19 protein-coding genes are annotated in these 18,176 nt (G+C 34.2%); all 19 read left to right on the top strand.

Annotated elements, in window-relative coordinates; all coding sequences use genetic code 11:
• Positions 1–4 precede the first annotated feature (4 nt).
• The 19 genes from DarG to KZH69_RS16330 all read left to right on the top strand — a co-directional run bounded on the left by DarG (position 5) and on the right by KZH69_RS16330 (position 18,162).
• Positions 5–409 (top strand): flexirubin biosynthesis protein DarG, encoded by a 405-nt coding sequence (DarG, locus tag KZH69_RS16420; RefSeq protein WP_219318561.1) that lies wholly within the window; start codon positions 5–7, stop codon positions 407–409.
• Positions 409–1,407: a BtrH-related acyltransferase DarH gene (darH, locus tag KZH69_RS16415; protein WP_219318560.1), complete on the top strand. Its 999-nt coding sequence runs from the start codon at positions 409–411 to the stop codon at positions 1,405–1,407. Before DarG ends, darH begins: the two co-directional genes overlap by 1 nt.
• Positions 1,408–1,476: 69 nt before the next feature.
• Entirely contained in the window at positions 1,477–2,175 is a 699-nt protein-coding gene (locus tag KZH69_RS16410; RefSeq protein ID WP_219318602.1) for an ABC transporter ATP-binding protein, read from the top strand.
• Entirely contained in the window at positions 2,165–3,448 is a 1,284-nt protein-coding gene (locus tag KZH69_RS16405) for an ABC transporter permease (RefSeq protein ID WP_219318559.1), read from the top strand. The genes KZH69_RS16410 and KZH69_RS16405 overlap by 11 nt, the downstream gene beginning before the upstream one ends.
• On the top strand, positions 3,423–3,875 hold the full coding sequence (locus tag KZH69_RS16400) for an acyl-CoA thioesterase (RefSeq protein ID WP_219318558.1): 453 nt from the start codon (positions 3,423–3,425) through the stop codon (positions 3,873–3,875). The genes KZH69_RS16405 and KZH69_RS16400 overlap by 26 nt, the downstream gene beginning before the upstream one ends.
• Positions 3,872–5,002 (top strand): beta-ketoacyl-[acyl-carrier-protein] synthase family protein, encoded by a 1,131-nt coding sequence (locus KZH69_RS16395; RefSeq protein ID WP_219318557.1) that lies wholly within the window; start codon positions 3,872–3,874, stop codon positions 5,000–5,002. Before KZH69_RS16400 ends, KZH69_RS16395 begins: the two co-directional genes overlap by 4 nt.
• Entirely contained in the window at positions 5,002–5,619 is a 618-nt protein-coding gene (locus KZH69_RS16390) for a 3-oxoacyl-ACP synthase (RefSeq protein ID WP_219318556.1), read from the top strand. Before KZH69_RS16395 ends, KZH69_RS16390 begins: the two co-directional genes overlap by 1 nt.
• Positions 5,620–5,621: 2 nt before the next feature.
• Entirely contained in the window at positions 5,622–5,879 is a 258-nt protein-coding gene (locus tag KZH69_RS16385; protein WP_219318555.1) for a phosphopantetheine-binding protein, read from the top strand.
• A gap of 93 nt (positions 5,880–5,972) precedes the next feature.
• Positions 5,973–7,175: a beta-ketoacyl-[acyl-carrier-protein] synthase family protein gene (locus KZH69_RS16380; RefSeq protein ID WP_219318554.1), complete on the top strand. Its 1,203-nt coding sequence runs from the start codon at positions 5,973–5,975 to the stop codon at positions 7,173–7,175.
• Complete coding sequence (locus KZH69_RS16375; protein WP_219318553.1) at positions 7,172–8,236, top strand: beta-ketoacyl synthase N-terminal-like domain-containing protein; 1,065 nt, start codon at positions 7,172–7,174, stop codon at positions 8,234–8,236. Before KZH69_RS16380 ends, KZH69_RS16375 begins: the two co-directional genes overlap by 4 nt.
• Positions 8,233–9,006 carry a polysaccharide deacetylase family protein gene (locus tag KZH69_RS16370; RefSeq protein WP_255558324.1) on the top strand — a complete coding sequence of 258 codons (774 nt, stop codon included), beginning with the start codon at positions 8,233–8,235 and terminating at the stop codon, positions 9,004–9,006. Before KZH69_RS16375 ends, KZH69_RS16370 begins: the two co-directional genes overlap by 4 nt.
• Positions 8,996–9,631: a flexirubin biosynthesis/transport protein LolA2 gene (lolA2, locus tag KZH69_RS16365; RefSeq protein WP_219318552.1), complete on the top strand. Its 636-nt coding sequence runs from the start codon at positions 8,996–8,998 to the stop codon at positions 9,629–9,631. Before KZH69_RS16370 ends, lolA2 begins: the two co-directional genes overlap by 11 nt.
• Entirely contained in the window at positions 9,609–10,235 is a 627-nt protein-coding gene (gene lolB2 / locus KZH69_RS16360; protein WP_255558319.1) for a flexirubin biosynthesis protein LolB2, read from the top strand. Before lolA2 ends, lolB2 begins: the two co-directional genes overlap by 23 nt.
• Positions 10,236–10,249: 14 nt before the next feature.
• The gene (locus tag KZH69_RS16355) at positions 10,250–10,864 is read left to right on the top strand and encodes an outer membrane beta-barrel protein (RefSeq protein WP_219318551.1); all 615 of its coding nucleotides are present in this window, start codon (positions 10,250–10,252) and stop codon (positions 10,862–10,864) included.
• Between the two features lie 4 nt (positions 10,865–10,868).
• Positions 10,869–11,240 carry an ApeI family dehydratase gene (locus KZH69_RS16350; protein ID WP_219318550.1) on the top strand — a complete coding sequence of 124 codons (372 nt, stop codon included), beginning with the start codon at positions 10,869–10,871 and terminating at the stop codon, positions 11,238–11,240.
• A 27-nt stretch (positions 11,241–11,267) separates the two neighbouring features.
• The gene (locus KZH69_RS16345; RefSeq protein ID WP_219318549.1) at positions 11,268–11,750 is read left to right on the top strand and encodes a hypothetical protein; all 483 of its coding nucleotides are present in this window, start codon (positions 11,268–11,270) and stop codon (positions 11,748–11,750) included.
• A 16-nt stretch (positions 11,751–11,766) separates the two neighbouring features.
• Positions 11,767–12,948, top strand: a complete 1,182-nt coding sequence (locus KZH69_RS16340) for a DUF2062 domain-containing protein (protein ID WP_219318548.1) — start codon at positions 11,767–11,769, stop codon at positions 12,946–12,948.
• Positions 12,949–12,952: 4 nt separating this feature from the next.
• Positions 12,953–16,642 (top strand): MMPL family transporter, encoded by a 3,690-nt coding sequence (locus KZH69_RS16335; protein WP_219318547.1) that lies wholly within the window; start codon positions 12,953–12,955, stop codon positions 16,640–16,642.
• 2 nt (positions 16,643–16,644) lie between these two features.
• On the top strand, positions 16,645–18,162 hold the full coding sequence (locus KZH69_RS16330) for a phytoene desaturase family protein (protein ID WP_219318546.1): 1,518 nt from the start codon (positions 16,645–16,647) through the stop codon (positions 18,160–18,162).
• Positions 18,163–18,176 lie beyond the last annotated feature (14 nt).

The raw sequence follows: 18,176 nt of genomic DNA, 5'->3' as shown, positions 1-18,176 counted from the left end.
TAATATGAAAAAAGACGAAGTTCCTCAAGACAAAGGCAATCTTTCCAATAAAAACATGAAAGAGTTGGTTTACGCCACGGATGAAAAAGGCAATTATACCACTGCACTGAGTACTGGTTGGGAACCCAAAACGATTGCGTTATCAAATTCTATTGATGAAATAAGTGAGCGAATTGCTATTGCAAAAGCGAAGGTTGAGAAGAATGAAGTGAGTCCGATTGCTTATTTTATGGAAGTAAGTAGAATGGATCTAAGCGTGCTTTCCAGTTATGTGGGAATGTGGCAATGGCGTGTAAAAAGACACTTCAAACCCAAAGTTTTTTCAGGATTAAGTGATTCTATTTTGAAAAAATATGCTGAATCATTCAATATAACTATCGAAGAATTGAAAAATTTTAAAACAAATTAATGGAAACAAATTTCACACATCATCAATCGGCTCATTGTGAGAATGGAGTTGCTTCCAATTTGTTAAAACACAATGGACTGAATATTAGCGAACCGATGGTTTTTGGAATCGGTTCTGGACTTTTCTTTGTTTATTTGCCTTTTTTAAAAGTGAATTATGCGCCAGCAATCAGTTACAGACCCATGCCTGGTTCCATTTTTAATAAGTTGGCCAAACGTTTGGGGTTAAAAATCAAGAGACAGAAATTTTCTAGTGAAGCCAGTGCCATCAAAGCATTAGATGAAAATCTAAAAAACAATATTCCTTCCGGATTGCAGGTGGGAGTGTACAACTTAACGTATTTTCCAGATGAATATCGTTTTCATTTTAACGCCCACAATTTAGTGGTTTATGGAAAAACGGAAACGGATTATTTAATCAGTGACCCCGTTATGGAAAACGTAACGACGCTTACACATGCCGAATTGAATAAAGTGCGTTTTGCCAAAGGAGCTTTTGCGCCAAGAGGTCAGATGTATTATCCAATTCAAGTTCCTGCCAATGTAGATTTGAAAGGCGCAATTATAAAAGGGATAAAAAACACCTGTCGCGATATGTTGGCACCAATGCCAATAATAGGTGTTCGTGGAATTCGATATGTAGCCAAACTGATTAAGAAATGGCCCGTAAAAGAAGGAACCAAGAAAGCCAATCATTATTTGGCTCAAATAGTTAGAATGCAAGAGGAAATAGGAACTGGTGGCGGTGGTTTCCGATTTATATATGCAGCTTTTTTGCAAGAAGCGGCTGTTATATTAGAAAACGACGAATTACAAAAGTTATCACTGGAAATGACGACTATTGGCGATTTATGGAGAGATTTTGCAGTAGAAGCTTCTCGTGTTTATAAAAACAGAAGTACTAAAGTGGATGTTTACAATACCCTTTCGAATGAACTTTTGGTTATAGCCGATAAAGAAGAAGTGTTTTTTAAGAAGTTAAAAAATGCTATAAACTAAAAATAATTTGCCATTTTGAAATCCATAATCCAAATATCAAATCTGTCTAAAATATACAAAGATGCCGAAATGTATTCTTTGAATGATTTTTCTTTGGATATAAAGGAAGGACAAATTTTCGGTTTGCTAGGACCAAACGGTGCTGGGAAAACCACTTTGATTTCAATTCTTTGCGGATTGGTTAAACCTACTTCGGGTTCATTTTCTATTGATAATTTGATTTATGCTAAAAATGCCAATGAAATCAAAAAAATAATTGGTGTAGTGCCTCAGGAATATGCTTTGTATCCGACTTTAACTGCTAGAGAAAATTTACTGTATTTTGGAAGTATGTATGGCTTAAAGGGAACCGATCTTAAAGAAAAAGTTATTGATAGCCTTGATTTTTTGGGATTGTTGAAATTTGCAGACAAGCGTATTGAGACTTTTTCGGGAGGTATGAAACGACGTGTGAATTTGATTGCCGGAATTCTGCATAATCCAAAAATTCTTTTCCTTGATGAGCCCACTGTAGGTGTTGATGTGCATTCAAAAAATGTTATTATCGAGTACTTAAAGGAACTCAACAAAACAGGAACTACCATTATTTATACTTCGCATCATTTATCGGAGGCACAGGATTTTTGTACCGACATAGCTATTGTAGATAGAGGTATTATTTATGCCGAAGGAACACCAAAGGATTTAATAGCTGCTACGGCAAATGCCAGAAATCTGGAAGATGTTTTTATTTCATTAACCGGAAAAGAATTGAGAGATGCTATATAAACTTTGGATGTCTGTTTATAAAGAATTCTTGTTGTTGAAACGAGATATGGGAGGCGTAGTTACGCTATTTTTAATGCCATTGGTGTTAATTATAACGGTTACGCTCATTCAAGACAGCAGCTATAAAAAAGAGAATGATGTCAAAATTCCAATTCTTTTGGTCGATTATGACAAAGGAAATGTCTCCAAAACGATTTTTGATAATTTGCAAAAAAGCAACGTTTTTAGCGTAGTAACCAGCTTAGATGCTACACCAATTACGGAGGCTGTCGCCAAGGAAGCTGTTTTTAAAGGAAAATACCAGTTGGCAATTATTATTCCATCTCATTTAAGTACCGATTTGCAAGCCAAGATTGATCAGAATGTCCAAAAGATTGTCAGTAGTTTGGGCTTTGCTGATTCTTTGGCAACAAAATCAAATACTAAATTGGTTGATCAAAAAGAAGTTAAACTCTATTTTGACCCTGCTGTGCAATTGAGTTTTAAAAGCGGCGTGATGAATGGGATTGACAAAATGATTTCTCAAATTGAAACCAAATCAATCTATACTACTTTTCAAGAGCAATTAGGGGAGGAGGATGCTAAATTTGAGCAGAAAAGTTTTATTACGTTCAAAGAAATTGTTCCTAAAATCAACAATAAAGAGATTAGACCAAACTCGGTACAGCATAATGTACCTGCTTGGACACTTTTTGCAATATTTTTCATTGTAATTCCTTTGTCAATCAATATGGTGAAGGAAAAAACACAAGGTACTTTTATTCGATTGCGTACAAATCCTGTTTCCAATAAAATTGTTTTGGCTGGCAAAACAGTTATGTATTTAATCATTTGCTTGATTCAGTTTTACATGATGGTTGCTGTTGCCATATTTTTGTTTCCACATTTAGGATTACCAGCGCTTAATGTAGAAGGACATCTTATTTTGATGAGTATTGTTGCTTTGTTTTCAGGTTTAGCGGCGATAGGATTCGGTATATTGTTGGGAACCATTGCCAAAACACAAGAGCAATCAGCTCCTTTTGGTGCTACAGCAGTGATTATTTTGGCGGCAATAGGCGGAGTGTGGGTTCCTGTATTTGCGATGCCAAAAATAATGCAAATCATTGCACAATCCTCACCAATGAACTGGGGACTAGAAGCATTTTATGATGTGCTTTTGCGCAACGCAACATTTTGGGATTTGGTTCCAGAGTTATTTTTATTATTTTTATTTTTCGTAGTTACCACAACGTTAGCATTGCTGTATGATAAGAAGAAAAGAGCTGTATAAAGAGGCAACCGACTTGACTGTTTCAGAAGAGATTCGAGTACGATTCAATGAAACTGACCCGCTTGGAATAGTGTGGCACGGCTATTATATTACCTATTTTGAAGATGGAAGAGAAGCTTTCGGTCGTCATCATGGAATTTCTTATTTGGATATTGCTGATAGTGGTTATACTACACCCATTGTAAAATCGTCTTGTGAACATAAATTATCGCTGCGTTACGGCGATGTAGCTCGCATAGAGACAACTATCGTTGATACGCCAGCTGCCAAAATGATTTTTAGATACAGAATATTTGATACCAAAAATGAAATTGCCTGTACTGGGGAAACCGTTCAAGTTTTTTTGGATAACCAAGGTGAATTAATGTTGACAAATCCTCCATTTTTTGAAGAATGGAAGCGAAAAGTAGGTTTGATAAAAGAATGATAAAAGAAGTATATATAACCGAAACGAATTGTATTACGCCCATTGGGTTTGATGTGGCTGCCAATATAAAAAATATTGATGATGAAGTTTCTGGTATTCAATTGCACGATAAACCAATGTTGTTTAATGTGCCTTTTTATGCTTCTATAATTAATGATGTAGATTTGAATTTGGCTTTCGCCAAAGTGACTTCGGCCACGAACTATTCCAGATTAGAGAAAATGATGATTTTGGCTTTGGAACCCATCATCAAAAAGTCTAAAGTTATTTTAAATGAACGAACCGCTTTTATACTTTCAACTACAAAAGGAAATGTTAAGGCTTTAGAAAATCAAAAGATAGAGTCTGCTTATTTGCATCAATTGGCTAGAATGGTTGCTAATTTCTTCGGATTCAATACGGAACCGATTGTAGTTTCTAATGCTTGTGTTTCGGGAATATTGGCAGTTTCAGTGGCCAAAAGATTGATTCAGGCAGATGTCTATGATAATGTATTCATAGTGGCAGGTGATGAAATTTCAAAATTTATAGTATCAGGATTTAATTCTTTTCAGGCGATGAGCGATTTGCCTTGCAAACCATATTCAATAAACCGAACAGGAGTGACATTGGGAGAAGCGGCAGCTGCAGTTTTGGTTTCTTCTAATAAAGAAAATGCCAAAATAAAGGTGATTGGAGATGGCTCCATCAACGACGCAAATCATATTTCGGGACCTTCGAGAACTGGAGAAGGACTTTTTAGAAGCATTCAAAGTGCTTTGACGGAAGCCAAAATAAATAGTAATCAAATTGATTTTATTTCGGCTCACGGCACAGCAACTCCTTTTAATGACGAAATGGAAGCCATAGCTTTGAACAGATTAGGTCTTGAAAATGTCCCTGTTAATAGTATGAAAGGGTTTTATGGGCACACATTGGGAGCTTCGGGATTATTAGAAACCGTTATCGGAATTGAATCGGTGCAGGAAAGTAAATTGTTTATTTCCTTGGGTTTTGACACTATTGGAGTGAGTCAGCCAATTCATATTATAGAAAAAAATGAGGATAAAAAGATTCGTTATTTTCTAAAAACAGCTTCTGGTTTTGGTGGTTGTAATACGGCAGTTTTATTCGAAAAAGTAAACTAATGACAGTAAATAAAACCTATATAAAATCTTTTTGTACGATTCAGAATAATCAAATTTCGCTGAATGGAGAAATTGTTTTCGATACTGAACCGACTGTGTTTTCTGATTTTTCGAAGAAAGCGTATCAGCATTTGGAAATGAATTATCCTAAGTTTTTTAAAATGGATAATTTGAGCAAATTGGCTTTTCTTGGAGCAGAATTGCTTTTGAAAAATGAAGATGATTCTGAAATAGAAAACAATACAGCATTAGTCTTTGCCAATAAATCATCAAGTTTGGATACCGATGTGAAATATCAAGATTCAATTTCTGATCCAGAAAATTATTATCCAAGTCCTGCCGTTTTTGTTTATACGTTGCCTAATATTTGTTTGGGCGAAATTAGTATCAAACATCGATTGAAAAGCGAAAATTCTTTCTTTATATTTGCGGATTACAACCCTGAATTTATGGAGAAATACAGCAACATACTTTTGGAAGCCCAAAAAGCAGATAAAGTACTGTGTGGTTGGGTCGAATATTACAAGGAAGATTACAAAGCCTTTTTGTATTTAATAGATACTCAAGGCAAATTAGAACAAAATCAAGAATTATTAAAAAAATTATACAAACAATAATTATGGAAGCATTAAAGCAAGAATTAAAAAGTAAAATCATTGAAGTTTTAAACTTGGAAGATATTGCAATAGCAGATATAAATGATGATGATGCTTTATTTGGCGACGGATTGGGACTTGATTCAATTGATGCGTTGGAACTTATAGTAATGCTAGATAAAGATTATGGCATCAAATTGGTTGACCCAAAAGAAGGAAAAACTATTTTTAAGTCTATAGAGACTATGGCTGCTTATATTTCTGAAAACAGAGTTAAGTAATAATTTTAGAATTTTGAGTGTGGATTTTAGATTAATTGGAATCTAAAATTAATCTAAAATCTGCAATCTAAAATCTGCAATCTAAAATCTAAAATGTATAAAGGAGTTGCCATAACAGGAATGGGTATTATTTCTTCAATCGGGAATTCGGTTGAGGAAAATTACAATGCATTGCTAAATAGTCAAATTGGAATTACTACTATCGAAAATATTGCGACAGTGCATGCTGATGTGATAAAGGTTGGGGAAATTAAAAAAACCAATCAGGAGTTAATTGAAGAATTGCAATTAGGAGAAGATAATAATTTTTCCAGAACGGCTATGTTGGGTACTATTGCGGCTAAACAAGCGGTGAAAAATGCTGGCATAACTTTGATTAATGAATACAGAACTGGATTGATTTCTGCTACGAGTGTGGGTGGAATGGATATGACGGAACGCTACTATCACGAATATTTTGATAATCCCGAAGTTGTAAAATACATTAGTAGTCATAATGCAGGTGATAATACCGATAAAATTGCCAGTGAATTGGGATTGAAAGGGATGGTTACTACCATTAGTACAGCCTGTTCTTCTGCTGCCAATGCAATTATGTTGGGTGCTCGTTTGATAAAATCGGGGAAACTGGATCGCGTAATTGTTGGTGGAACCGATGCCTTGTCTAAGTTCACCATTAATGGTTTCAAAACGCTTATGATTTTATCCGAGGACTACAATAAACCGTTTGATAATGAACGAACAGGTTTGAATCTCGGTGAAGCTGCCGCCTATTTGGTACTAGAATCCGATGAATTGGTCAAAAAAGAAAATAAAAAAGTATTGGCAAGAGTTTCCGGTTATGGAAATGCCAACGATGCTTTTCATCAAACTGCTTCTTCCGAAAATGGAGATGGTGCTTTTCTGGCAATGGAAAAAGCTTTTAAAATAGCCCAGTTGCAACCGGAACAAATCGATTATATCAATGTTCACGGTACAGCAACACCTAATAATGATTTATCGGAAGGTAGGGCGATTGTTCGATTGTTTGGCGAAAATAAAGTACCTGATTTTAGTTCAACCAAACCTTTTACAGGTCATACTTTGGCTGCTGCCGCTGCTATTGAAGCGGTGTATAGCGTGTTGGCCATTCAGAATAATGTAGTTTTCCCGAACCTGAATTTTAAAACGCCAATGGAAGAATTTAGTTTGGTGCCACAAACGACTTTAAAACATGCAACTATAGAACACGTACTTTCTAATTCTTTTGGATTTGGAGGGAATTGTTCGACTCTTATATTTTCAAAAAGCGAATGAAAAAGACATATATCAATGGATTAGGTTGTATTTCTGCTCAAAAAACGTTCGATACTATTTTTTTGGAAGAAGCAGAATTGAATGAGGATGATATTATTTTGCCTTTAAAAGCCCCTGTCTACAAAGACTTTATTCCGCCCGTTGCTATCAGAAGAATGGCAAAAGGAGTCAAAAATGGAATTGTTGCTTCTACTCTTGCTTTGAGAGTAGCTCATTTAGAAACGGTTGACGCTATTATTACCGGAACGGGAATGGGGTGCATCGAAGACTCTGAGAAGTTCCTAAAAGCTATTTTGGATAATGATGAACAGTTCCTCACACCCACTTCGTTCATTCAATCGACACACAATACGGTTGGTGGTCAAATTGCTTTGGGATTGCAATGTAAAGCCTATAACTTGACGTATGTTAACGGTTCTGTTTCTTTTGAATCGGCTCTTTTTGATGCCAAAATGAAGATTGAGGAAGGAGAAGCTTCTTCTATATTAGTTGGAGGAATTGATGAAACAAGTGATTACACCATGTCATTATTTAAATTGGCGGGATTTATAAAGGAAGAAAATCAAGGGCCTTATTCCGTTTTAGAGGCAACAACCAATGGCGTTGTTTTTGGTGAAGGAGCTACTTTTTTTGCTTTAGAAAATGAAGCAAAAGAAAATACAATTGCCGAAATTTTGGATTTAGAAATTCTTAATAAATTGGATGTATCGGAAGTTGAAGATAAAATTATTTCTTTTTTAGCATTAAATAATTTTGAACTGAAGGATGTTGATGCTGTAGTTCTAGGCTATAATGGCGACGTGGATTCTGATTCGTACTATAAAAATTTGTCCAATACCACTTTTGTAAATACGCCACAAGTCTATTACAAACATTTGAGCGGTGAGTACGATACGGCTTCCGCATTTGGATTATGGGTAGGTTCTAAAATTATTCAAACTCAGAATATTCCTGACATTGTAAAGCTAAATGCTTTGGATAAACCAGCGTATAAAACAATTCTTTTGTACAATCAGCGTAATGGAAATGATCATAGTTTCACCTTAATTTCAAGCTGTTGAAACATAAAATAGTAACAGTTTTTTTTGTTTTGGTTCTAATGCTGCTCGCTTTCTTACCCTTTTTTGAAAAGACAGAAATCAAGTATTTTGCAATGGTTATTTGTCTTTGGTTTTTGATTGTGTTTTGGGGTTCTACATTTATTGCCTCCAATTATCATGTCAAAACATATTGCAGTAATCCATTAGAAACTGAAAAAAAAATAGCCCTTACTTTTGATGATGGACCAAATGAAATGACGCTGTTGGTTTTGAATATTTTAAAAAAATACAATGCCAAAGCTACTTTTTTCTGCATCGGAAAAAACATTGAAACGCATCCAGATATTTTGAGGCAAACAATAGAAGAGGGGCATACCATTGGAAATCATTCCTATAGCCATTCTCCTTTTTTTGATTTTTACGGAAAAGATCAAGTCATTGCCGAAATCGAAAAAACAGATGCTTTGATTGAATCTGTTACAGGTAAGAAAACAACAGTATTCCGACCGCCTTACGGAGTTACCAATCCATCTATTAGAAGAGCATTAGAAGTTACTCATCACAAAACGATTGGTTGGAATATTCGTTCTTTGGATGGAGTTGTCAAAAGCGAAAAGTTTCTTTTGGATCGAATTAAAAAAAGAATTAAACCCGGAGGAGTTGTACTTTTGCATGATACATCGATTCAAACGGTAAACGTAGTAGAACAATTGTTATCGTTTTTGCAACAGAATAATTATGCCGTTGTTTCATTAGAAGAACTGCTGAATATAAAAGCTTATGAGAATTAAATACATCTTATTACTGATTTTTTTGAATGTTTCGCTTTTTAAATCTTTGGCTCAAGACCAAAAGATGAGTGAAAACGAAATTGCAGTATTCAAACAATCGGTTGCGGTGGTTTCCAAAAAAATCAAGACTTTGAGCACTGATTTTGTGCAATACAAACATCTTGATTTCCTATCCAAAGACATTGAAACTTCTGGTAAAATGGTTTTCAAAGAACCTAATTTATTGCTTTGGCAGTACAAAAAGCCATACAGCTATTCGATTGTTTTTAAAAACGGAAAAATTTTGATAAATGACGAAGGAAAGAAAAGCGCAGTAGATATAGGAAACAGCAAATTATTTGGAAAAATCAACAAACTGATTGTGGGAAGTGTAAGTGGTGATTTATTTGATGACAAAGAGTTTTCTATATCATACTTTAAAAATAAAGATCAAAATGTAACCAAGTTTATTCCCAAAGATGCCACTCTAAAAAAATACATCAAGCAGATAGAATTGACTTTTGATAAAGCAGATGCTACAGTTGTACAAGTGAAATTGCTTGAATCATCTGCAGATTATACCCGAATTGTATTAAAGAACAAAGTAATCAATACAAAAGTCGATGAAGCTTCTTTTACGAATTAGTAGTATTCTGGTTCTTGTTTTGTCGTCCTGTTCAACCAATAATGTGGTGAAAGACTACAATAAGATGCCTTTAGATAAAACGTCTATGGAAGTGCCTTATTTTTCTAACCCAGCAACAGATTATGTTTACAAAGCCAATATTACGGTATATGGTAATGAGTTAACGGGAATTTTTATTGCAAAAAAAATAAATGAAACCACACATAGAGTCGTGTTTACAACTGAATTTGGAAACAAGCTTATGGATTTTGAAATTTCTGAGAATGATTTTAAAGTCAATTTTATTCTGGAGGAATTGGACAGGAAAATGTTGATAAACACCTTAGTCACGGATTTTAGATTGCTTTTACGAAGTCATTATACTATTAGTGAACAGTTTGAAAACGCCGAAAACAAGGTTTATTCGGCATTAGATAAAAACAAAATGAATTACCTGTTCTTTTCAAAACCAACGAATCAATTAAGTAAAATTGTATATGCTTCGAAAAGAAAAGAAATAATAAACCTTTTTTATAGTTCGGAAAACAATATTTTTGCTGAAAGAATTATCATTCAGCATCAAAATATTAAATTAAAAATAGAACTGAATTATTTTAACCAATAAGCCAATTAACCATTATGAAGTTTAGAAATAAAATAACCAAAAGAATACTGATTTTATTTTTTGTGTTTTTCGGAATGCTGCAAGCACAAGCTCAGGTAAGTTTTAGACCAGGTTTAAGGGGAGGTGCCAATTTTAGTCATTTCACGAAAGGGAATAACTATTATGCGGATCCCTATGACCCTGCTTATCCTAGCGTTTCGACTGTTGATTATTCAACTAAAACGGACTTTTATATTGGTTTTTACGGTACTTTGAAACTGTCCAAATATTATTCTTTGCAACCTGAGATTGATTATTCATCACAAGGTTCAATTTACAGATCATCAACCAATAATAGTATTACCTTAGATGTTGATTATTTATCTTTTGAAGTTCTGAATAAATTTACCTTTAACGATAGATTCAATATGCATTTTGGTCCAACACTTGATTTTGTAACAAGTACAAACTTCAATACGGATGCGAATGTCGATATGGCTTTTGTTTTGGGAATGGGGATCAATTTAACCCGCAATTTTGGAATTGAAGGAAGAGTTAAAAAAGGAATAATTCCTGTTGTTGATTTTAATGAGAACCATACTAATGTTGTTTTTTCTTTAGGAGGAACTTATACTTTTGATGTAAAATAAAACTATGTTATTGAAAGATTTTTATACTATAATTTCATTAGAAAACGTTGCCGATTCCAAATATAAGGTGGTGATTTTAATCAATGAAAAACACGATGTTTTCAACGGACATTTCCCTGGAAATCCAATAATGCCCGGCGTTTGTATGATGCAAATAATAAAAGATTTGACGGAACAAATTACCGCCAGTTCTTTGTTTATGCAATCTTTATCCAACGTTAAGTTCATGGCATTGATAAATCCATTTCGAACACCGGAATTACTTTTGGAATTGGATATAACAACTACTGAAGACAACTTGGTTAAGGTTAAAAATGTGAGTTATTTTGATGAAACCATTGCTTTAAAATTAAGCAGTGTTTACCGAAAAGTTTAATTTATGAACGCAATTAATTTGACCTAAATGAAAACTACCATTTTAGTTCTATTTTTATTCCTTTTCAGTAATCCTTCTATTACTGAAATCAGAAAATTATACGGTAACGCTCTCAGTTCTGAGAGCAATGCTAAAGAGTTTGCGTCAAAACTGAATGAGGTCAGTAAAGAGGATAATAAAACGTTAGTGGCTTATAAAGGAGCTTCTTTGGCAATCCTTTCAAAATTGGAAAAGAAGGTTTCGGATAAATCCAAGAAATTCAAAGAAGGTTCCAGCTTAATTGAATATGCTGTCGCAAACGAACCCAACTCGATAGAAATACGAATGATTCGTTTGAGTGTTCAGGAAAATGTGCCAAAGATTGTAAATTATAGAGGAAATAAAAAGGAAGACAAAAAGTATCTGTTAGACCATTTTAAGGAACAAACGGGTATTTTGAAAGCTTATATTGGCGACTTTATTTTGCAGTCAAAAAGTTTTTCTGCGACCGAAAAACAATTGGTCAAATAGTTAAAGAATAGAATAAATGAGTACTAGTTTTCCAGAAACAGAACGTATGGAGCAATTGAAAGTTTGTGTTATTATACCTACCTATAATAATCACAAGACTTTGAAGCGTGTTTTAGATTCGGTTTTGCAATATACTTCGAATGTTATTGTGGTCAATGACGGTTCTACTGATAGTACCGCTCAGATTCTGGAGGCATATTCGCATGTGGAACAAATTCACCATTCCAAGAATATCGGAAAAGGGATGGCAATACGTAGTGGTTTCAAAAAGGCAGTAGGATTAAAGTACGACTATGCTATTACTATCGATTCTGATGGACAGCATTTTGCCTCGGATATTCCCAGTTTTATTGCCACTTTGGAAACAGATGCAGATGCGCTCTTGATAGGAAGCCGAAATATGACTCAGGAAAATGTTCCTAAAAAAAGCAGTTTTGGAAATAAATTCTCTAATTTTTGGTTTTGGTTTGAAACCGGGAATAAGTTAGAAGATACCCAATCTGGTTTTCGATTGTACCCTTTGCAAAAAATCCCTTCTCGTTATTTTACCAATAAATTTGAGTTTGAAATAGAAGTTATTGTACGTTCGGCTTGGAAAAATATTCCGGTCAAGAACATTCCGGTTCAGGTTTTGTACGATCCTGAGGAGCGGGTTTCGCATTTTAGACCTTTTAAAGATTTTACGAGAATCAGTATCCTCAACACCGTTTTGGTAACGATTACTTTGGTTTATATAAAGCCTAGAGATTTTTTGCTGAAACTAAAAAAAAAAGGACTTAAGAAATTTTTCCTTGAAAATGTATTAGAAAGTAATGATTCGAATGCCCGAAAAGCGTTTTCAATTTCATTAGGCGTTTTCGTTGGGATTTCTCCATTTTGGGGATTTCAAACGATTATTGTCTTGTTTTTAGCCGTTTTACTGAAGCTGAACAAAGCCATTGCTTTTGCCTTTTCTAATGTGAGTTTTCCGCCTTTCATTCCGTTTATTATTTATGGTTCGTTAAAAATAGGCAGCTATTTCATTACTAGCGATAATCCATTGCTTTTGAGTATGGATATGACTTTGACCGATATTCAAAAAAACATTACCCAATACCTGGTTGGAAGTTTTATTTTAGCGACTTTTATGGCTATTCTATTCGGTCTTACAAGTTATTTGCTACTCACTTTGATGGATAATTTAAAAAACAAAAAGTAACAGCATGCGCAAGTTTTTATTCGATTTATATTCATTAATGACAAAGAGAAAATTCCTTTCAGCAGGTATAGCAATTGCTATGGTTTTGTTTTTGGGATTCTTTGCTTCCCGAATCTCTTTTCAGGAAAATATAAATCAATTGATACCTTCCAACGATCAATCCGGAGTGACTTCAAAAGTACTGGATCAGGTTAATTTTGCTGATAAAATAACCATTATTATTTCCAGTAAAAATAATGGTTCACCAGAGAATCTAACAGAGTATGCCAATGCTTTTATCGACAGTTTAGATGCTAATTGTAAACCGTTTGTGGCCAAAGTGCAAGGTAAGATTGAAGAAGAAAATATTCAGGAAACTTTTGATTTTGTGTATGCCAATTTACCGCTATTTCTGGATGAAAAGGATTACGCATTAATTCAAAACAAATTACAAAAAGACAGTATTGCCAATAATGTTGCCGCCGATTATAAATCTATACTTTCGCCTGCGGGATTGGTTTCAAAAGATTTTATCCTCCGTGATCCGCTAGGGATTTCATTTATTGCTTTGAAGAAAATGCAACAACTGAGTGTGGGTGATGATTTTGCAATTGAAAACGGATTCATATTGACCAAAGACAATCAGCATTTATTGCTTTTTGTAACGCCTAAATTGGCTACAAATGAAACGGATAAGAATACTATTTTTATCACGAATATTGAGAAGATCAGAATAAATCTGAATCAACAATTCAAAGGCAAAGTAGAAATGACTTATTTTGGTGCAACTCCAGTAGCAGTTGCCAATGCCACTCAAATCAAAGCCGATGTACAAAATACTTCTATTTTTGCTGGAGTTACATTGATTTTGCTTCTGGCTTTTTTCTATAGAAGCCTGTCCACTCCAATCATTATTTTCATTCCGTCCTTGCTAGGTGCTCTTTTCGCTTTGACTGTTTTGTATTTTTGTAAAGGCACTATATCTGCTATTTCTTTGGGAATTAGCTCTATTTTGTTGGGTGAAACCACCGATTATTCTATTTATGTTTTAACACATTTGAGGAATAATAAGGATGTAAAATTATTATATAAAGACATTACAAAACCTTTACTGCTTTGCGGAATCACAACATCAATTACTTTTTTGTGCTTGTTTTTAATCAAATCAGAAGCTTTGCAGGATTTGGGGATTTTTGCGAGTTTAAGTGTGGTTTCAACTTCTGTTTTTTCATTGGTCTTAATTCCGGTTTTGTATAAAAAAAACACAAAATTATTTGTTCCAAAGGCTAATTTTATTGATAAACTGGGAGGATATTCCTATCATAAAAATAAATTTTTGATTGGTTCGATGCTCTTGTTGTTGATTGTTTGTCTTTTTGCATTTTCTAAGGTGACTTTCAATAATGATCTTTCGGCTTTAAATTTCATGACACCCAAATTAAAAATGGCCGAGAAACAATTGGATCACATTGCCAATAGTGACTCTTCAAAATCTATTTATTTGGCTACTTACGGAAAAAGTTATAATGAAGTAGTTGCTAATAATAATATTCTTTTTGGAGTATTAGAAAAAGATAAAAAAGCAAATGGAATTTTAAATTTTAGTTCGATAGGCGGAATTGTTTTTTCTGCTGAAGTACAAAAGAAAAAAATTGCGGAATGGAATACTTTTTGGAGCTCCGAAAAGAAATCCAATCTGACACAATCGTTAATAAGTGAAGGCAATCGATATGGTTTTAAAGCCACTACATTTACTAGTTTTTATGAATTATTGAATAAAAAATTTAACCCAATAACCATTAACGAATATCTTAAAGTAAAGTCTTTTTTTCTGGATGAATTTATAGCCCAAAAGAATGGGTTTTATACCATTTCTACCTTGGTGAAAGTCCCTGTGCAAAAAAGAGATGTCTTTGTAAACCAAATAAAAAAACAACCTAATTTGGTCGTTATTGACAGGCAACAAACCAATGAAACTTTTCTCGGAACACTAAAAACAAATTTTGAGGATCTTGTCAATTATTCGTTTATAGCGGTATTTTTTGTGCTGTTATTGGCTTTTAGAAAAGTAGAATTAGCCATTATCAGTATTATTCCAATCTTGATAAGTTGGATTTTTACCTCAGGGCTTATGGGAATGTTTGGATTGCAATTTAATGTGGTTAACATCATTGTTTGCACGTTGATTTTTGGAATAGGAGTGGATTACAGTATCTTTATGACTTCGGCTTTGCAAAAGGAATATACTTTCGGCAAAATCGAATTACCAAGTTATAGAACTTCCATTTTACTGTCAGTGGCAACTACAATCTTAGGAATCGGTGTGCTCATTTTTGCGAAACATCCAGCCTTAAAGTCCATATCCTTGATTGCCATTATTGGAATATTCTCGGCGCTGATGATAACCTTTATTTTGCAGCCATTAGTATTTCATTTTTTTGTTACCAATAGAGTGAAAAAAGGAAAAGCACCTTATGAAATCAGACGATTGTTGCATTCCCTTTTATCGTTTACATATTTTGGATTGGGTGGTTTTTTATTGTCAATACTCAGTTGGATTTTGATGACAGTTCTACCTTTTTCGAAAAGGTCAAAACTTATGGCTTTTCATTTTATTTTATCAAAGTTTATGCATTCAGTTTTGATGACGTATCCCTCATTAAAGCGAAAAATTATAAATATGTCCAATGAAAAGTTTGATAAACCAGCTGTAATTATTGCCAATCATAGTTCGTTCTTGGACATTCTGGCTATTGGAATGTTGAGCCCGAAAATCATTTTTTTGGTTAGCGATTGGGTTTACAATTCACCTGTTTTTGGAAAAGGAGTTCGTTTGGCAGGTTTTTATCCGGTTTCCAGCGGCATGGATAATGGAGTTGACCATTTAAGAACTAAAGTGAAGGAAGGATTTTCTATTATGGTTTTCCCGGAAGGCACACGATCTGAGGATAACTCGATAAAACGTTTCCATAAAGGAGCCTTTTATTTGGCAGAGCAATTGCAATTAGATATTGTTCCTGTAGTTATTCACGGATATTCTGAGGTTTTGCCAAAAGGAGATTTTGTTATCAATGGAGGAAATACTACGGTGACTATTTTGGATCGAATTTCGTATGATGACATAGCTTTTGGAACTGATTTAGCAGAGCGAACCAAAAAAATAAGTACTTTTTTTAAACTACAATTTAAAAAAATGCGTTTGAATTTAGAGGGAGTAGATTATTTTAGAAAAAAACTAATAAATAGTTATGCTTTCAAAGAATCTCAGGTTGTACAAGAAATTAAATTAGATACAGAACAGCATTTAGAAATTTATGACAATTTGAACAAATGGATTGATTCTAAAGCCAAAATAGTACATTTAGCAAATGATTATGGACAATTAGATGTTTTGATAGCATTGCAGGAACCTCAAAGAAAAATTGATTCAGTAATTGTTTCAGATGAAAATAGAGCAGTTGCCCAAACCAATTACATTGTGGGAAAAAGAAAAATGCATTATTGGAATTCAATTGAATCAATTGCTCATAAGAAATATGATGTTGTTTTAATTTCAGATGACAGTACATTAACCAATTTGGAAACAGTTTGTAATTTGGCAACCACTGTTATTTTAGTAAAGGCAGAAAAAGTAAAAAATACTGTATTGAGTTTTGGTTTTGAAATTCAATTTGAGACTGAAAAGTTAGTAGTAGTAAAGAAGAAGTTCCTATGAAAATGAAAAAACACTATGATGTTGTTGTAATAGGAAGCGGATTGGGCGGACTCGTTTCGGCTATCATCTTGGCAAAAGAAGGTTATAGTGTTTGTGTGTTGGAGAAAAACAATCAGTACGGCGGAAATCTGCAAACCTTTGTGCGTGACAAAACTATTTTTGATACTGGAATTCATTACATCGGAGGGTTGAGCGAAGGCCAGAATCTGTATCGGTATTTCAAATACATCGGGATCATGGATGATTTGAACCTGAAAAAACTAGACGAGAATGGACACGATATGATTTCTTTTGGTGATCTGGATCGGGAATTTCCCCATGCGCAAGGATATGAAAATTTTATCAATCAATTGGTGAATTTTTTCCCGGAGGAAAGAGAGGCCATTCGCAAATACTGTGAAGTCATAGTGAGCACTTGTGATTCATTTCCGCTTTATAATTTAAGATCGGAAGGTGAATATGATAATGATATTTTGGCCATAAATGCCAAAGAGTTCATTGATGGATTGACCGAAAATAAAATGTTGCGGGCCGTTTTTTCGGGAAGTAACTTCTTGTATGCCGGAAGCGGAGACAAATCTCCTTTTTATGTTCATGCATTAACGGTAAATTCGTACATGCAAAGCGCTTGGCGTTGTATTAGTGGAGGAAGTCAGATAACAAAGCAGCTAATAAAACAACTCAAAAAACACGGTGGTGTTGTTTTTAAATACAAAGATGTACAGCAATTAGTTGTAGAGAACAATGCAGTTACTGCAGCTAAAATGAGAGATGGCGCTAGTGTTTCCGCTCAGTATTTTATATCCAATGTGGATCCTAAAACTACCTTAAAAATGGCAGGGGAAGAGTACTTTAGAAAAGCTTTTGTCAATAGGATTTCCAGTTTGGAAGGAGGGGTTTCTGCTTTTAGTTTGTATATCGTTTTTAAGCCGAAGACTTTTAAATATTTAAACCGTAATCATTACCATTTTTCAGATAGTAAATACGTATGGACAGCACAAGACTATACCGAGGAAACTTGGCCAAAAGCATTCATGGCTTCTATGAACGCTTCTAAAAAGGATGATGGTTGGGCTGAGGGAATGACTTTTATTACCTACATGAAGTTCTCTGAACTTGATTCATGGAAAGAAACGTACAATACAATTGCAGATGAAAAGGACAGAGGTGAAAGTTATGAAGCTTTTAAAACTCGCAAAACTGCTCGTTTTCTGGAGGCAATAGAACTCAAGTTTCCTGGAATTAAAGGGTGTATCAGATCGGTGCATACTTCTACACCTTTATCGTATAGAGATTATATTGGAGGTCACAACGGAAATATGTATGGTTATGAAAAAGATTCCAATAATCCAATGAAAACATTTATTCCGTCCAAAACAAAATTGGAAAATCTTTATCTAACGGGCCAAAGTATTAATATGCATGGCGTTTTAGGCGTAACCATTGGTGCGGTTGTTACTTGTTCTGAGATTTTAGGGAGGGCGTATTTGGTAAATAAAATTAATCAAAACAAGGATTGATGAACGATTAGAGC

This window comes from Flavobacterium taihuense, assembly GCF_019351435.1.
Lineage (GTDB): Bacteria > Bacteroidota > Bacteroidia > Flavobacteriales > Flavobacteriaceae > Flavobacterium > Flavobacterium taihuense.
The sequence above is the reverse complement of the archived record's forward strand: the minus strand, read 5'-3'. Positions and strand labels throughout refer to the sequence as shown.

What these genes read in the sequence shown, in the direction of transcription:
- KZH69_RS16355 (WP_219318551.1), top strand. Translation starts at nt 10,250, where the DNA reads ATGAAGTTTAGAAATAAAATAACCAAAAGAATACTGATTTTATTTTTT.
- lolB2 (WP_255558319.1), top strand. Translation starts at nt 9,609, where the DNA reads ATGAAGCTTCTTTTACGAATTAGTAGTATTCTGGTTCTTGTTTTGTCG.
- KZH69_RS16330 (WP_219318546.1), top strand. Translation starts at nt 16,645, where the DNA reads ATGAAAAAACACTATGATGTTGTTGTAATAGGAAGCGGATTGGGCGGA.
- lolA2 (WP_219318552.1), top strand. Translation starts at nt 8,996, where the DNA reads ATGAGAATTAAATACATCTTATTACTGATTTTTTTGAATGTTTCGCTT.
- DarG (WP_219318561.1), top strand. Translation starts at nt 5, where the DNA reads ATGAAAAAAGACGAAGTTCCTCAAGACAAAGGCAATCTTTCCAATAAA.
- KZH69_RS16335 (WP_219318547.1), top strand. Translation starts at nt 12,953, where the DNA reads ATGCGCAAGTTTTTATTCGATTTATATTCATTAATGACAAAGAGAAAA.
- KZH69_RS16345 (WP_219318549.1), top strand. Translation starts at nt 11,268, where the DNA reads ATGAAAACTACCATTTTAGTTCTATTTTTATTCCTTTTCAGTAATCCT.
- darH (WP_219318560.1), top strand. Translation starts at nt 409, where the DNA reads ATGGAAACAAATTTCACACATCATCAATCGGCTCATTGTGAGAATGGA.
- KZH69_RS16405 (WP_219318559.1), top strand. Translation starts at nt 2,165, where the DNA reads ATGCTATATAAACTTTGGATGTCTGTTTATAAAGAATTCTTGTTGTTG.
- KZH69_RS16385 (WP_219318555.1), top strand. Translation starts at nt 5,622, where the DNA reads ATGGAAGCATTAAAGCAAGAATTAAAAAGTAAAATCATTGAAGTTTTA.
- KZH69_RS16340 (WP_219318548.1), top strand. Translation starts at nt 11,767, where the DNA reads ATGAGTACTAGTTTTCCAGAAACAGAACGTATGGAGCAATTGAAAGTT.
- KZH69_RS16400 (WP_219318558.1), top strand. Translation starts at nt 3,423, where the DNA reads ATGATAAGAAGAAAAGAGCTGTATAAAGAGGCAACCGACTTGACTGTT.
- KZH69_RS16380 (WP_219318554.1), top strand. Translation starts at nt 5,973, where the DNA reads ATGTATAAAGGAGTTGCCATAACAGGAATGGGTATTATTTCTTCAATC.
- KZH69_RS16410 (WP_219318602.1), top strand. Translation starts at nt 1,477, where the DNA reads ATGTATTCTTTGAATGATTTTTCTTTGGATATAAAGGAAGGACAAATT.
- KZH69_RS16395 (WP_219318557.1), top strand. Translation starts at nt 3,872, where the DNA reads ATGATAAAAGAAGTATATATAACCGAAACGAATTGTATTACGCCCATT.
- KZH69_RS16390 (WP_219318556.1), top strand. Translation starts at nt 5,002, where the DNA reads ATGACAGTAAATAAAACCTATATAAAATCTTTTTGTACGATTCAGAAT.
- KZH69_RS16350 (WP_219318550.1), top strand. Translation starts at nt 10,869, where the DNA reads ATGTTATTGAAAGATTTTTATACTATAATTTCATTAGAAAACGTTGCC.
- KZH69_RS16375 (WP_219318553.1), top strand. Translation starts at nt 7,172, where the DNA reads ATGAAAAAGACATATATCAATGGATTAGGTTGTATTTCTGCTCAAAAA.